The following is a 13,982-nucleotide window of genomic DNA, read 5'->3' on the forward strand; positions in this document are numbered from 1 at the left end:
CCCCAACCAGTTGTGGGTGTCGGACTTCACCTACGTCTCAACTTGGCAGGGCTGGTTGTACGTGGCGTTCGTGATTGATGTGTTTGCCCGCCGTATCGTGGGTTGGCGTGTGAGCAGCTCCATGCGCACGGATTTCGTGTTGGATGCGTTGGAGCAAGCCCTGTACGACCGTCAGCCCGAGCGCTCAGATGCATTGATTCACCATTCGGATAGGGGGTCGCAATACGTCTCCATCTTGTACACCGAGCGTCTAGCGCAAGCGGGCATAGAACCCTCGGTGGGGAGTCGTGGTGACAGCTATGACAACGCGTTGGCCGAAACGATTAACGGGTTGTACAAGGCCGAATTGATTCACCGCCGTGCGCCTTGGAAAACGAAGGAGTCTGTGGAATTGGCAACCCTTGAATGGGTGTCATGGTTCAACCACCACCGACTGCTGGAGTCGATTGGGTATATTCCACCTGCCGAGGCTGAGGCCAACTACTATCGGCAACTCGCTGAGAAGGCCAACACCGAAGTGTTAACTTAAACCAACTGGCCTCCTCGAAATGCGGGGCGATTCATTGAGCTTTAGCCATGAAACAAAACGAGTCTGGATTACCGGTAAAGAAGTAGAACTCACGAAAAGAGAGGCGCAGGTCCTAGATATCTTGCTTCGCAGGGTAGGTCAAATAATTTCTAAAACAGACTTCATTGACGAGATGGATCCGAACAAGGTTGAACTAAACGCCAGCGCCGTAGAGGTCTACATCCATCGCTTACGGAAAAAAATCAACAACGAACATCTCCCGATTCGCAACATCAAGCGCTGCGGCTATTTTTTGCGTCGATTCGATCCGCCAACAGAAATCAATAGTTTCACGCCCGCACGATTTGTTTTTAACAGTGGCGCTGGATGACACAACAAGATTCAAATCCCTCAGGCGGTATGGAGGCCTCACGCGTCTCATGAATCTCGTAGACTTGTGACGAATCATCAAGCCAACCAACCATCCCCCCACCCCACCACCTATGGCCGAACTGTTTGGCTCTGACGCCTACGCTCCTGCAGAAATCGCCGCGAAAATCAAAATCGTGGGCGTGGCCAAAGCGCATATGGCGACGCTGCCCTTGGTCATGCTGGGTCTGCTGGCGGGGGCATTCATTGGCTTAGGTGGTTTATTTTTTGTCATCGTCAAGTCAGATGCCACTCTGAGTTTTGCCGTTAGCCAGGTTTTGGGTGGCCTTGTGTTTTGCCTGGGGCTGATCTTGGTGGTGATTGCGGGGGCCGAGTTGTTCACGGGCAACAACTTATTGGTCATGGCGTGGGCCGATGGCCAAGTCACCACGCGCGAGGTGCTGCGCAACTGGGTCTATGTCTGCGTGGCCAACTTTGTGGGCGCCACAGGTTTGGCGCTGCTGGTGTACCTGAGCGGCCATACACATGCGAATGGCGGTGCCATTGGCGTCACGGTGATGAAAATTGCACTGGCCAAACAAAACTTAGTCTGGGTTGAGGCATTTTTCCGTGGCGTGTTGTGCAACGTGCTGGTGTGCATGGCGGTATGGATGGCCATGGCGGGCCGCAGCGTGGTGGACAAAGTGGTGGCGATTGTTTTTCCCATCACCGCCTTTGTTGCCGCAGGGTTTGAGCACAGCATTGCCAACATGTATGTGATGCAACTTGCACTCATCATTCAATACTTTGAACCCGCTACGGCGGGCAACGCACTCAGCGTGAGCGGCATGTTTGGCAACTTGATGCCCGTGATTTTGGGCAATCTCGTGGGTGGCAGCGTGTTTGTGGGCTTGGTCTACCACCTCATTTACCGTGTGGCGGCCGTCACTCAGCCTGCGACCACACCACGGGTCAAAAAAGATTAATCGCCAGCGGCAGCGTTCGTTGCCTCCAACATGGCTTGCACCAAGGTCTTGCTTTCATGCGCGCCCGACAAACCCACTTGGCGATTGAAGATGAAAAACGGCACGCCGGTGATGCCCATTTCACGGGCCGCTTGGTCGCTGTCCAAGGTTTGGGTGTGCAACTCAGCGTCTTCGAGCGTTTGCTTGGCCAACTCAGGCGTCATGCCAGCCGTGACCGCGATTTCCATCAACTGAATGGCATCCGTCAGGTCTTTGCCTTCTAAAAAATAGCCTTTGAACAAGGCCTCGACCATGCGGTCTTGCGCCTCACCAGGCTCGGCCATGGCAATCAAACTGTGAGCAACCACGGTGTTGGGTTGACGGGCGATGCGGTCAAACGCGAAGTCAATGCCCAGTTCTTTGCCCACGCCTGCAACGCGCTCGTAAATGCTGTCCGCACGGTCACCAAACTTGGTGCGCACGTATTCGACGCGCTCGATGCCCTCTTGCGGCATGTCGGGGTTGAGTTGAAACGTGTGCCAACGCACGTGTGGCGTGATGTCGGGATGCTCAGCCGCCCAAAGTGCCAAGGCGCCTTCTAGGCGGCGCTTGCCCACATAGCACCATGGACACACAACATCGGAGACAACATCAATAGTGAGAGTTTTCATAGGTGTACTTGGTTTCTGCCACAATGCCCCAACTGTAGCTGTATAGCCAATTCACAGAGGACCCACACCATGGCAAGCGATCTGATCAAACACATTACTGACACTACCTTCGAGGCAGACGTTCTGCAAGCGGATAAGCCCGTACTCGTGGACTACTGGGCCGAATGGTGCGGTCCTTGCAAGATGATTGCCCCCATCTTGGACGAAGTGTCTACCGCCTACGAAGGCAAATTGCAAATCGCCAAGATGAACGTGGACGAAAACCGCGACATCCCTGCCAAATTTGGCATTCGCGGCATTCCAACACTGATGTTGTTCAAAGGCGGCCAATTGGCAGCCACCAAAGTGGGCGCCATGAGCAAGGCGCAATTGACCGCTTTCATTGACCAACAACTGGCTTAATTTCTAGCCACACCACACAAGCCCGCTGATTGCGAAATCAGCGGGCTTTTTTCCTGTCATAATCAAATCTGAATTCGCCAACTGCCCATGAGGCTGTTGGTTCCCACACTGGGCTTGAATTCTGGTCTTAGAGGCACCTTACGCCTCGCACACGACCTCCCCCCAATTTTTTAACGAACTCCCTTACTGGAGTCCCAAGATGCATCTGAACGAACTCAAGGCACTGCATGTGTCTGAAGTGCTGAAACAAGCCGAAGAACTCGAAATCGAAAACACAGGCCGCATGCGCAAGCAAGAGCTGATGTTTGCCATCATCAAAAAACGCGCTCGCGCGGGTGAGCAGGTGTTTGCCGATGGCGTGCTCGAAATCTTGCCCGACGGTTTTGGCTTCTTGCGTAGCCCCGACACCAGCTACACCGCCTCGACAGACGACATCTACATCAGCCCCAGCCAAGTGCGCCGCTTCAACCTGCACACCGGCGACATGATCGAAGGCGAAGTGCGCATCCCCAAAGACGGCGAGCGCTACTTTGCCTTGACCAAGCTCGACAAGGTCAACGACGACCTGCCTGAGAACAACAAGCACAAGGTCATGTTCGAAAACTTGACCCCACTGTTTCCACGCGAACAGATGAAGCTGGAACGCGACATCAAGGGTGAAGAAAACATCACCGGCCGCATCATCGACATCATTGCGCCCATTGGCAAAGGCCAACGCGCCTTGGTCGTCGCTCCACCCAAGAGCGGTAAGACCGTGATGATGCAGCACATTGCCCACGCCATCGCGGCCAACTACCCCGACGCCCACATGATGGTGTTGCTGGTGGACGAGCGCCCCGAAGAAGTGACTGAAATGCAACGCTCGGTCAAAGCCGAAGTGATTGCCTCCACCTTCGACGAACCCGCGGCACGTCACGTGCACGTGGCCGAAATGGTGATTGAACGCGCCAAGCGTTTGGTGGAACTGAAAAAAGATGTGGTCATCTTGCTCGACTCCATCACCCGCCTCGCCCGCGCTTACAACAACGTGGTTCCTTCATCCGGCAAAGTGCTGTCTGGCGGTGTGGACTCCAACGCCTTGCAACGCCCCAAGCGCTTCTTTGGTGCGGCCCGCAAAGTGGAAGAAGGTGGCTCACTCACCATCATCGCCACCGCATTGGTCGACACCGGCAGCCGCATGGACGAAGTGATCTTTGAAGAATTCAAAGGCACCGGTAACTGCGAAATTCACCTCGACCGCCGCTTGTACGAAAAGCGCGTGTTCCCAGCCATTCAACTCAACCGCAGCGGTACACGCCGCGAAGAGCTGCTGTTGCCACCCGAGATCTTGCAAAAGACCCGCATCTTGCGCCAGTTCATGTACAACATGGACGAGATCGAATCGATGGAGTTGATGCTCAAGAACATGAAGGCCACCAAGTCCAATGTGGACTTCTTCGACTTGATGCGTCGCGGCGGCTAAAGCCTCTCAAGCGATGAAGACAAAGGGCGTATGCAGTCACTGCATACGCCCTTTTCTTTGTTGAGCATCTCTGCATCCGCCACGTTCAACCGAATGAACGCCGCGTTTGCTTCATGTCTTGGCTTTAAGCCGCCGTCCACATCTTGCGCAGCGCTTTCTCAAAGTCCCGAGTGTATTGGTCCACATCCCACGCAGGCAAAGCCTGCAAGCGTTCGCGTAAACCTTGTTTGAGCAACAGCAAAGCTTGACGGTCTTTGGCCATCGACGCGGCAATGCGCACATAGTCCGCATCTGATTTGGCCACCCACGCCGGCAAACCGGCGGCACTCATGAAACTCGCGCCCATACGAGACACAAAGTTACCGCCCGCTTTGACCACCACGGGCACGCCCATCCATAACGCTTGCAAGGTGGTGGTGCCGCCGTTGTAGGGCACGGGGTCGAGTGCAATGTCCACATCGGCATACTCGGCCATCATGTCGCTCAGCCCCACGGGTCCACGGAACTCTAGGCGCTCACGCGCAATGCCCTCGGCCTCAAAGCGCTGGGCAAATACGGCCACCGCCCCCTCGTCTTTAAAGCTTGGCGCCTTCAGCAGTAAACGTGAGTCTGGCACTTCGTGCAACACCGCAGCCCACAGCTTGACCGTGTGCGGCGTGAGCTTGGGCACGTTGTTGAACGAACCAAAGGTCAGCGGCCGCGTGGCATGCGCTTGCGTGTAACTGGGGTACGGGTAATCCGCCTCGGGCGCAAAGCAAAACACGCTGTGGGGCAGACGTGCCAGCTTTTCGCTGAACAAGCCTTCGCTGCCTTTGGGCGCCACTACGGCATCGGCCACCAACCAGTCGATGTTGGGCACACCTGTTGAAGCGGGGTAGCCCAAGAACGTGGCCTGCACCGGCGCGGCGCGCTGGCCAAACACCGCCATGCGCTGCATGCTGGTGTGGCCAGACAAGTCCAACAAAATGTCGATGCTGTCTTCTTCGATGCGACGCGCCAATTGCGCATCGCTCCAATTTGTCACCTCCACCCAACGCGCCACGCGGCGCTTGGCCAACTGGGTTTGCTCGTCGTGCGAGACACCCGTGAAATACATCGTCACATCGAACGCTTTGGGGTCCAAGCGCGCCAGCACGGGCTGCATGAAGATGTTGACTGGATGTTGGTGGTGAAAGTCAGCCGACACCAAGCCCAAACGCAGCTTGCGCTTGGGTGATCGGTCGTTCTTAAAGCTGCTGACAGCGCGGGCGTTATGCCCCAAATGCGCGAACATCGTGCGGTGCAAATCGGCCACCTCTTGCGCCGACAACTTATCGCTGTAGAGCGAACTCATGGCCGCACTCGAATGCATTTTGGAGCCCGACCCCTCTTCGTCGGCCAAGGCTTTGTAGAGCTGCAAGGCCGTGTCGGCGTCGCCCGAGCGCCCTGCCACGCTGGCACGCATCGACTTGGCCCCTGACTGCGGCGCAATCGCCTCAGCACGCGCCAGCACCTCTAGGGCTTCTTGCATGTTCCAGCTCTCGGCCAAAGAGTGGGCCAAGTTCCAATGTGCCGTGTCGCTGTCGGGGTGCAACTCCACATTGCGACGCAAGACCGACTGGGCTTCTTGCCACAGGTTGTAACGGAACGACAAATCGGCCAAACGCACCAAGGTGGGCTCAGACGTGGCCACGCTCGCGCGCTCAAACGCACGGTGCCCATCCGCTGTCATGCCCAAGCGCATGCAGATGTCAGCCAAGTCCATTTGCATTTCGGCGCGTTCGTTGTCGTCCAGCGTTTCGTTGCTGATGCGCAAGATCAGCAAGGCTTGGCGCATCGCTTCTAAGGCCCGCGCTGCATCACCGCGCTCAAGCCGGTACTTGGCCATGCGCCAATGCACCGTGCGGTTCTTCTCCGCACCCGCTGCGTTGAGTGCGTGGTGGTAAGCCGCTGCCGCGGCCTCAAACTCACCCAAATCTTCCAACACACGGGCCAGCCCCAAGCGTGCCTCAAAGCGCTCTGGGGCCACCTGTACCGCCTTCTGATAGCTGGCCACCGCTTGCTGCGGCACGCCCTGTTGACGGCACAAATGGCCAGCCTCCAACCAAGCGCTGTAGTTGTTAGGGAACGCTTTGAGCAACTGCGTGAAGGTTTGCCGTGCCGCAACGCCATCGCCCACGTTGACGCAACAACGCGCCAATTGCAAGGCCGCCAACTCCAACTGCGGGTTGTCTATCAACGCATGCTCGTAGCACGCCGCCGCTTGCGCCCAGCGTCCGGCACGAAAGTGCGCATTGCCTTCGTTGTAGGCGCTGGCCGCCACGGGCAAGGCTTGGGCGTTGTCGGTTAACTCGGGGTTGAGCGGTTGCATGAACTTGTCCTCTTCTCATCACGTCAAAACAATGACCTTGATTGTCCGAGAAAAGTTAATGCTTTTAAGCAAGTTAACCAGTTAAAACGCCTCGCGTCACACCTCAAAAAAGCGAGATGGTGTGCGAGGCGTTGCGCGTCAAAGCAAGACGCCGCAGCAAACCGTCAGTTAGGCACCAAAAACTCGCGGCTGATGCTCGCGCCAATCTCGTTCACGCGGTCCAAGAACTGCGTGAGGTAGGCGTGCAAACCATTGGCCAAGATTTCTTCGATGCGGCCAAACTCCATTTCGGCGCGCAGTTTGCCCGCGCGGCGGTAGCTGTCAATGGCACGGTCGTCGGACACCATGGCGATGTTGTTGACCACCTCGTTCAAACAGGCATGCAACGAGCGCGGCATGTCGGCACGCAAGATCAGCAACTCAGCCACGCGCTCGGGGTGAATCACATCGCGGTACACCTTGCGGTAAATCTCAAAGCCCGAGACGCTGCGCAAAATCGCGCTCCAGTGGTAGAAGTCGTGGTCTTGCTCTTTGACTTGTGTCTGAGCTTCGCCTGAAATTTGGCTTTGACTTTGCCCAAAGAAGTCATGCGCCACCGCATGAAACTTCACATCCACCAAACGGGCGGTGTTGTCGGCGCGTTCAAGAAAAGTGCCCAAGCGCATGAAGTGCAAGGCCTCGTCCATCAGCATGGTGCCCACGGTCACGCCGCGTGACAGGTGCGAGCGAAACTTCACCCACTCAAAGAACTGCCCCGGGTCGCGCTCAAACTCGCCGCCTTTGAGCATGCGGTTCAACTCCAGCCACGTTTGGTTTTGCGTTTCCCACACTTCGGTGGTGAGGCTGCCACGCACAGCACGCGCGTTTTCGCGGGCGGCACGCAGGCACGAGATGATGGAAGACGGGTTGTTCTCGTCCTTCACCATGAACTCCATCACACGCTGCGGGGTGATGTCGCCATGGCGGGCTTGGTAAGACGGCAGCAACTCGCTGATCGACAGCAAGCCTTGCCAACCCATTTGGGCCACCTCGGCAGACTGCGGCAGCAGCGAAGTTTGGTAGTTCACGTCCAGCAGGCGTGCGGTGTTTTCGGCCCGCTCGGTGTAGCGGGACATCCAAAATAAGTGGTCAGCGGTACGGCTCAGCATAGTTAAACCTCAAGAATCCATGTGTCTTTGGTGCCGCCGCCTTGGCTGCTGTTCACCACGAGTGAGCCTTCTTTCAATGCCACGCGGGTCAAGCCGCCGGGCACCATTTGCACGCTCTTGCCGCTCAGCACGAACGGGCGCAAGTCGATGTGGCGTGGCGCAATGCCGCTCTCCACGTAGGTCGGGCTGCTCGACAAGCTCAGCGTGGGCTGCGAGATGTAGCCATCGGGCTTGGCGATCAGCACTTGGCGGAACTCTTCAATCTCCGCCTTGGTCGCAGCAGGCCCCACCAACATGCCGTAGCCGCCTGCGCCGTGCACTTCTTTGACCACCAGCTTTTCCAAGTTGGCCAAGGTGTAGGCCAAGTCGTCTTTTTTGCGGCACTGGAAGGTGGGCACGTTGTTGAGAATGGGCTTTTCGCCCAAGTAAAACTCAATCATTTGCGGCACGTAGGGGTAGATCGACTTGTCGTCGGCAATGCCCGTTCCCACGGCGTTGCAAATGCTCACATGGCCGGCGCGGTACACATCCATCAAGCCTGCGCAACCGAGCGTGGAGGTAGAACGGAACACCTTGGGGTCCAAAAAGTCATCGTCCACGCGGCGGTAAATCACGTCCACGCGCTTGGGGCCGCGGGTGGTGCGCATGTAGAGAAAGCTGTCTTTCACAAACAGGTCTTGGCCTTCGACCAACTCCACGCCCATTTGCTGCGCCAAGAAGGCGTGCTCGAAGTAGGCGCTGTTGTACATGCCGGGCGTCAACACCACCACGGTGGGGTTGTCGGTGGTCGACGGGCCGCTGGCACGCAAGGTTTCCAGCAACAAATCGGGGTAATGCGCGACGGGGGCCACGCGGTGTTGGCTGAACAACTCAGGGAAGAGACGCATCATCATCTTGCGGTCTTCCAGCATGTAACTCACGCCGCTGGGCACGCGCAGGTTGTCTTCGAGCACGTAGTACTCGCCCTCGCCCGCAGCGTTGGGCGCTCGCACAATGTCGACCCCGCTGATGTGCGAGTACACGCCATTGGGCACATCCACCCCCATCATCTCGGGGCGGAACTGGGCGTTGTTCAGCACCTGCTCCGACGGGATGAGGCCTGCCTTCAAAATCTCTTGGTCGTGGTAGACGTCGTGGATGAAGCGGTTCAGCGCAGTGACGCGTTGCACCAAGCCCTTTTGCATGTCTTTCCACTCGTGCGCGGGAATGATGCGGGGAATCAGGTCAAACGGAATCAGGCGTTCGGTGCCTGAGCCATCTTCGTCTTTGTCGCCATACACCGCAAAGGTGATGCCGACGCGACGAAAAATCATCTCCGCCTCTTCGCGCCTGTCGCGCATGGTCTGTGGATCTTGGCGCTTGAGCCAGTCCAAGTAGTTCCGGTAATGGGGGCGAACCGCGCTGTCGATATACGGCAGCTGGGCATACATTTCATCAAACTTGTGCATGTGGGAACTCCTGCTACTACCTTAGCAAATTAAGTGCCATGCTACGGAACTTGATGAAACCAATAACGATGTTGCTTGTCACGCTCGCAATGCACCAACTTGGGTTGATCGCTGCGCCACCGAGACGCACCACAACGGGGACTCTGCACAACTTGCACCCCCAATGGGGCGTAACGCGCCAGCACATCGGCGCGCGGGTGACCAAAACGGTTGCGGTAACCCGCCTGCACCACCGCCACTTGGGGCTGCACCGCCTCTAAAAACGCCGTGGTCGACGACGTGGCGCTGCCGTGGTGCGGCACCAGCAACCAATTGGCTTGCAAGCTTTGACCGCTTTGCACCAAGCTCTGCTCTTGCGGGGCTTCGATGTCGCCCACCAACAAAGCGGATGCCACAGGGCTTGTGGCGCTGACTCGCAATACGCAGCTCAGCGCGTTGGGCTTGAGCTTGCGCTCGTAGTCTTGGGCGCTGGGGTGCAGCACCTCAAACTGCACGCCGTCCCACACCCAAGCTTGCCCGCGTTCGCAACGCTGCATCGCCCGCAGTTGCTGCATCGGGTGCGTGGCAGGCATGGAGGTCAGCACATCGGCTTGGGGCTGCATGGCCAACACGGCAGGCGCGCCGCCGCTGTGGTCGCTGTCTTGATGGCTGATCACCACGCGGTCTAGCCGCTCGCCCCACGCGCGCAGCAAGGGCACCAACACCCGTTGGCCCGCATCGGTCTCGGCGGAGTAGCGCGGGCCGGTGTCGTACAACAGCGCGTGCGTCGCGGTGCGCAGCAGCACCGCGTGGCCCTGCCCCATGTCGGCCGCGACCAACTCAAACGTGCCGTGCGCAGGACGCGGCATTTGCCAGCTCAACACAGGCATGACCAAGGCCAAGCCGAGCAGCCGCATCCAAAGCGGCACACGCAACGCCCACAGACCCATGCCCAACAAAGCAGCCGAGCCCGCCCACATGGGCGCAGCGGGTGCCGACCATTGCGCCCAAGACACGCTCGCCATCTGCCCCAACAGCCAGCGCAGCACCTGCAAAGCCTCAGCCGCCAACCCCCAAGCCGGTGCAAACACCAAGCCCAGCACACACAGCGGCGTGACCACCAAGGTCACCCAAGGCACGGCCAACAGATTGGCCAACAAACCCACCACCGACACTTGGTGAAACAGCAGCACACACAAGGGCGCCAAACACACACTCATCAGCCACTGCTCGCGCCCCATACGCTGCGCGGCATGCCTGGCACGCAGCAAGTGCCCGCGAACGGACGCAGGTAAATCACCCTCCGTAAAACGCGTAGGCACGTCTGAGCTACCTGAGGCAAACAAAATACCCACCGCCACAAAGCTCAGCCAAAACCCCGCCTGCAACAACGCCCACGGGTCCAGCGCCAGCACCACCGCGCACACCAGCAACCACACAGTCGGCCAAGGCCAGCGCAGACCCTGCCAACGCAACAGCGCCACCGTGAGCAGCATCCACACCGTGCGCTGCGCGGGCACGCCCCAACCGGTGAACACGGCGTACAAGAGCGCAACCACCACGCCACACAACTGGGCCGCGTGGGGCGCTGGCAGCCACAAACTCCAAGGCCTGCGCGGCGACCACGCATCGCTGCGCCGCCACAGCCACCCCATGCCCGCCGCCGCCAACCACGCCATGCCGGTGATGTGCAAGCCCGAAATCGCCATCAAGTGCGCCACGCCTGTGGCCCTGAACACATCCCAATCGGCGCGCTCAATGGCCGCTTGGTCACCCAGCAGCAAGGCCGACACCACGCCCGCCATGGCGCGGTCTTGCACTTGGGCGTCCACCAAGGCACGCGCCGCCTGACGCAGCCGCGCCACAGGGTATTGCCAACTCGACCCCAGCCACTCAGGCGGCACATCCTTGGCACCGTGACGCACATACCCCGTGGCCTGCAAACCCTGTTCCCACAGCCACAACTCATGGTCAAACCCGTGTGGGTTGATGTGCCCATGCGGCGCTTTGAGCCGCACCGTCAAGCGCCAGCGGTCGCCTGCCTTCACATCGGGCGGCGGCTCGGCCTGAGCGGCAGCGCCCTGCCCCCATGTGCGCCCGCCGTACCAGCCCAACCAGAGGAAACGCGGTAATGCTGCAGGCGTGGCTTGCACTTCCAACCGAAACCGCACACTGTCCTCGGTGCGTTGCGGCAAACTGGCCACTACGCCCTCCAGCTGAATCGAGCGACCTTCTAGCTCGGGGTTCAAGCGGCTTTCTAAATAGTGATGGGCGCGCCACCCGGTTTGCGCAAAGGCAAGCGTGAGCGCCAGCAATGCCCAGCTGACGGCGTGGCCAACGCCGCGCCAAGCGTGCGACGTTGACGAACCCTCTGTCCATGCGCTTGAAAAAATAGGCTGACGAAGTGCCAGCCCCCACACCAAAACGCACATGGCCACAGCGCCTAAACCGGCATACGCCCAAACCGGCCACAACGTGACTTCTTGCAATTGCAAACCCGTGCCTACCAACCAACCCAAGCACCAAGGCGTGACGCGACTCAAAGAACGGTGCATGCAAGACCCAAAGTTGGTGAGGATCAGGCAATTTAGTGGCGTACCCGCGTACGAAAAAAAAGCCGCGCTCACAAAGATGAGCTGTCGAAAAAATACAGAAACCTTAGACGAACTTTATAGATAGCTAAAAATATTTTTCGTCGTAAGCACTTGTCAATAAACAACTTTTCAAAGTAAAGTCTAGAAAACTAAAAGATAAATTACAGATAAATCATTTGTATGGCTACATTTCATCACTTCAACCTAGCTCTGCTCAACCCCGCTTTTGACTCCCCACTAGTCGATGTGCTGACAGAGTTGGAGCACCTGCGGCGGCTGCAGCTGGCGGGCACGACACCGGCGCCGGTGTTCTTTCAGCTCAAACGTGTGTTCCACATGTTGGAAAGCTTGGGTTCCGCCCGTATTGAGGGCAATCACACCACGCTTGCCGACTATGTCGAACGTTCACTCGAAGGCACTGCCTCCGCAGGTGATCAACTGTCAGAGATCGCCAACATTGAAGAGGCCATGACCTACATTGAAACGGCGATGCAACCGGGCAACGACATCTCCGAGCATTTCATTCGCGAACTACATGCGATGGCTGTTCGCAAGCTCGTGCGCGAAGGCGATGCAACGCACGGTGCCTACCGCGTGGGACAGGTGCAAATTGCCCAATCAGAACATTTACCGCCCGATGGTCTGCTCGTCGGGGGTTACATGCAAGAGTTGGTTGCCTTCATCAATCAGCCTGATCCCCCAAAGTACGACCTGATCAAAGTTGCACTGGCACACCATCGTTTTGGCTGGATACACCCCTTTGGAAACGGGAATGGACGTGTCGTTCGCTTGCTGACCTATGCGCTGATGATCAAGTACGGATTCAACGTCAAGGCAGGTGGCCGCGTGTTAAACCCAACTGCTGTGTTTTGCAGTGACCGCGACCAGTACTACGCCATGCTGGCCTGCGCCGATGTTGGTCAGGCCACCAACCTCGAACAATGGTGTTTGTACGTGCTTCAAGGCGTACTGTCAGAGCTGAAGAAGGTGGACCAACTCACGCAATATGACTACCTGAAAAGCAAAATTTTGGCACCTGCCATCACCCACGCACGAAGCCGAACCTTGATTTCGGCACAAGAAGAAGCGGTGCTGCTGTCTACCGTGAAATCTGGCGTCGCCAAAGCGGCAGACCTTACCCTGGCGATGCCCAATATGAACGCAGCACAGCGAACCTATCAAATCAAGAAACTGGTGGAGCGCAAGATGCTTCACCCCATTGCCCCGAATGCGCGGCAATACACACTGGGTTTTGACAACAGCTACCTGATGCGCGGCGTGATACGCGCGCTATCGCAGGAGAGTTTTATTTCTGCGCCGTTAACGGGTGCTGAAAAAACTTAGCCCGTTAAACCTTACGCCGCAGGCTTGCTGTTCGCCGAACAGACTTCTTTCTTCAGCGCCGCCATGTAGGTGTTGGGGCGAATGGGCGCCTCGCGGTTGCGCCACTCTTGAAGGTCATCGGCCGCCACTTCTTTGCCTTTGCCCATGGCTTTGTCGTAGTAGCTCACCGACAAGCGCACCACCATGTCTGTTTTGCAATACATGCGCACGCGCATCATCATCGACTTGTAGCTTTCGCCCGTGGGGGTTTTGTCGTTCTTGGGCAAATCGGTCAACACCCAGGCGTAGCGCGACACATGGGCGGGCATGACGGCGGCTTTGTCGTAGTAATAAGACACGTCTTCGTCTTTCAGCAACTCGCTCCAATCAGCCGAGGCAGGCGCAGCCCAAGCCATGAGGCTGGTCAACACGAAGGCAACAACAGAGAAACGGCGTGAACGCATGGTGGGCATGAAAGATCAAATGGACTTGTCTAGGGTATCGACGGCGGCTTCGAAAACTTGAGCGATCAAATCAAAGCGCTGAGCACTTGTGCTGTCACAAGTGTCGAATACGAGCCGCTGGTAAATCATGCGCGGCGTTGCTCCGGTTTAGGCTGATTGCTGCCAGTGGACCACGATTGTCGAATGACGTCTCCCGCCCCAAAGCAGTCATTGATCGTTAAGTAGTGAAAGTGACTCTGGATTCTTAAACCGCGTATGACCAGCAAGCAGACAATCGCCCCCGCGTTAAAGAGGGGGCG

General features: G+C 57.7%; 12 protein-coding genes. 6 read left to right on the plus strand and 6 right to left on the minus strand.

Annotation, left to right across the window (positions count from 1 at the left end; genetic code table 11):
• From C5F52_RS09855 to C5F52_RS09865, 3 genes are all read left to right on the plus strand, one after another.
• A partial coding sequence (locus tag C5F52_RS09855; RefSeq protein WP_146100062.1) for an IS3 family transposase occupies positions 1-529 on the plus strand: 529 nt, incomplete at its 5' end.
• Between the two features lie 19 nt (positions 530-548).
• Positions 549-899, plus strand: coding sequence for a helix-turn-helix domain-containing protein (locus C5F52_RS09860; protein ID WP_104798198.1), 351 nt, complete (start codon positions 549-551; stop codon positions 897-899).
• Between the two features lie 112 nt (positions 900-1,011).
• Positions 1,012-1,863, plus strand: a complete 852-nt coding sequence (locus C5F52_RS09865; RefSeq protein WP_104798199.1) for a formate/nitrite transporter family protein — start codon at positions 1,012-1,014, stop codon at positions 1,861-1,863.
• Here C5F52_RS09865 and C5F52_RS09870 read toward each other — a convergent pair.
• Entirely contained in the window at positions 1,860-2,513 is a 654-nt protein-coding gene (locus tag C5F52_RS09870; protein ID WP_104798200.1) for a DsbA family oxidoreductase, read from the minus strand. The genes C5F52_RS09865 and C5F52_RS09870 overlap by 4 nt on opposite strands.
• A gap of 69 nt (positions 2,514-2,582) precedes the next feature.
• Here C5F52_RS09870 and trxA point away from each other — a divergent pair, with 69 nt between their 5' ends.
• Positions 2,583-2,915, plus strand: coding sequence for a thioredoxin TrxA (gene trxA, locus C5F52_RS09875; protein ID WP_104798201.1), 333 nt, complete (start codon positions 2,583-2,585; stop codon positions 2,913-2,915).
• A 199-nt stretch (positions 2,916-3,114) separates the two neighbouring features.
• A complete protein-coding gene (gene rho / locus C5F52_RS09880) occupies positions 3,115-4,377 on the plus strand; it encodes a transcription termination factor Rho (protein ID WP_104798202.1) in 1,263 nt (420 codons plus the stop codon).
• A gap of 124 nt (positions 4,378-4,501) precedes the next feature.
• Here the strand turns inward: rho and C5F52_RS09885 are convergent, their stop codons facing one another.
• The 4 genes from C5F52_RS09885 to C5F52_RS09900 all read right to left on the minus strand — a co-directional run bounded on the left by C5F52_RS09885 (position 4,502) and on the right by C5F52_RS09900 (position 11,857).
• Positions 4,502-6,727: a tetratricopeptide repeat protein gene (locus C5F52_RS09885; RefSeq protein ID WP_104798203.1), complete on the minus strand. Its 2,226-nt coding sequence runs from the start codon at positions 6,725-6,727 to the stop codon at positions 4,502-4,504.
• A gap of 164 nt (positions 6,728-6,891) precedes the next feature.
• Positions 6,892-7,875 carry an alpha-E domain-containing protein gene (locus tag C5F52_RS09890; RefSeq protein WP_104798204.1) on the minus strand — a complete coding sequence of 328 codons (984 nt, stop codon included), beginning with the start codon at positions 7,873-7,875 and terminating at the stop codon, positions 6,892-6,894.
• Between the two features lie 2 nt (positions 7,876-7,877).
• Positions 7,878-9,323, minus strand: coding sequence for a circularly permuted type 2 ATP-grasp protein (locus C5F52_RS09895; RefSeq protein ID WP_104798205.1), 1,446 nt, complete (start codon positions 9,321-9,323; stop codon positions 7,878-7,880).
• Between the two features lie 41 nt (positions 9,324-9,364).
• A complete protein-coding gene (locus C5F52_RS09900) occupies positions 9,365-11,857 on the minus strand; it encodes a DNA internalization-related competence protein ComEC/Rec2 (RefSeq protein WP_104798206.1) in 2,493 nt (830 codons plus the stop codon).
• A 219-nt stretch (positions 11,858-12,076) separates the two neighbouring features.
• Between C5F52_RS09900 and C5F52_RS09905 the strand changes: the two genes are divergently transcribed.
• Positions 12,077-13,240: a Fic family protein gene (locus C5F52_RS09905; protein ID WP_104798207.1), complete on the plus strand. Its 1,164-nt coding sequence runs from the start codon at positions 12,077-12,079 to the stop codon at positions 13,238-13,240.
• Positions 13,241-13,251: 11 nt separating this feature from the next.
• On the opposite strand, the gene C5F52_RS09910 is transcribed toward C5F52_RS09905, so the two are convergent.
• Entirely contained in the window at positions 13,252-13,692 is a 441-nt protein-coding gene (locus C5F52_RS09910; RefSeq protein WP_104798208.1) for a surface-adhesin E family protein, read from the minus strand.
• Positions 13,693-13,982: the final 290 nt, after the last annotated feature.

It is taken from the genome of Limnohabitans sp. TS-CS-82 (assembly GCF_002943475.1).

Bases quoted from the DNA above. Each gene is read 5' to 3' on its own strand.
- C5F52_RS09860 (WP_104798198.1), top strand. From the start codon at position 549: ATGCGGGGCGATTCATTGAGCTTTAGCCATGAAACAAAACGAGTCTGG.
- C5F52_RS09865 (WP_104798199.1), top strand. From the start codon at position 1,012: ATGGCCGAACTGTTTGGCTCTGACGCCTACGCTCCTGCAGAAATCGCC.
- C5F52_RS09870 (WP_104798200.1), bottom strand. From the start codon at position 2,513: ATGAAAACTCTCACTATTGATGTTGTCTCCGATGTTGTGTGTCCATGG.
- trxA (WP_104798201.1), top strand. From the start codon at position 2,583: ATGGCAAGCGATCTGATCAAACACATTACTGACACTACCTTCGAGGCA.
- rho (WP_104798202.1), top strand. From the start codon at position 3,115: ATGCATCTGAACGAACTCAAGGCACTGCATGTGTCTGAAGTGCTGAAA.
- C5F52_RS09885 (WP_104798203.1), bottom strand. From the start codon at position 6,727: ATGCAACCGCTCAACCCCGAGTTAACCGACAACGCCCAAGCCTTGCCC.
- C5F52_RS09890 (WP_104798204.1), bottom strand. From the start codon at position 7,875: ATGCTGAGCCGTACCGCTGACCACTTATTTTGGATGTCCCGCTACACC.
- C5F52_RS09895 (WP_104798205.1), bottom strand. From the start codon at position 9,323: ATGCACAAGTTTGATGAAATGTATGCCCAGCTGCCGTATATCGACAGC.
- C5F52_RS09900 (WP_104798206.1), bottom strand. From the start codon at position 11,857: ATGCACCGTTCTTTGAGTCGCGTCACGCCTTGGTGCTTGGGTTGGTTG.
- C5F52_RS09905 (WP_104798207.1), top strand. From the start codon at position 12,077: ATGGCTACATTTCATCACTTCAACCTAGCTCTGCTCAACCCCGCTTTT.
- C5F52_RS09910 (WP_104798208.1), bottom strand. From the start codon at position 13,692: ATGCCCACCATGCGTTCACGCCGTTTCTCTGTTGTTGCCTTCGTGTTG.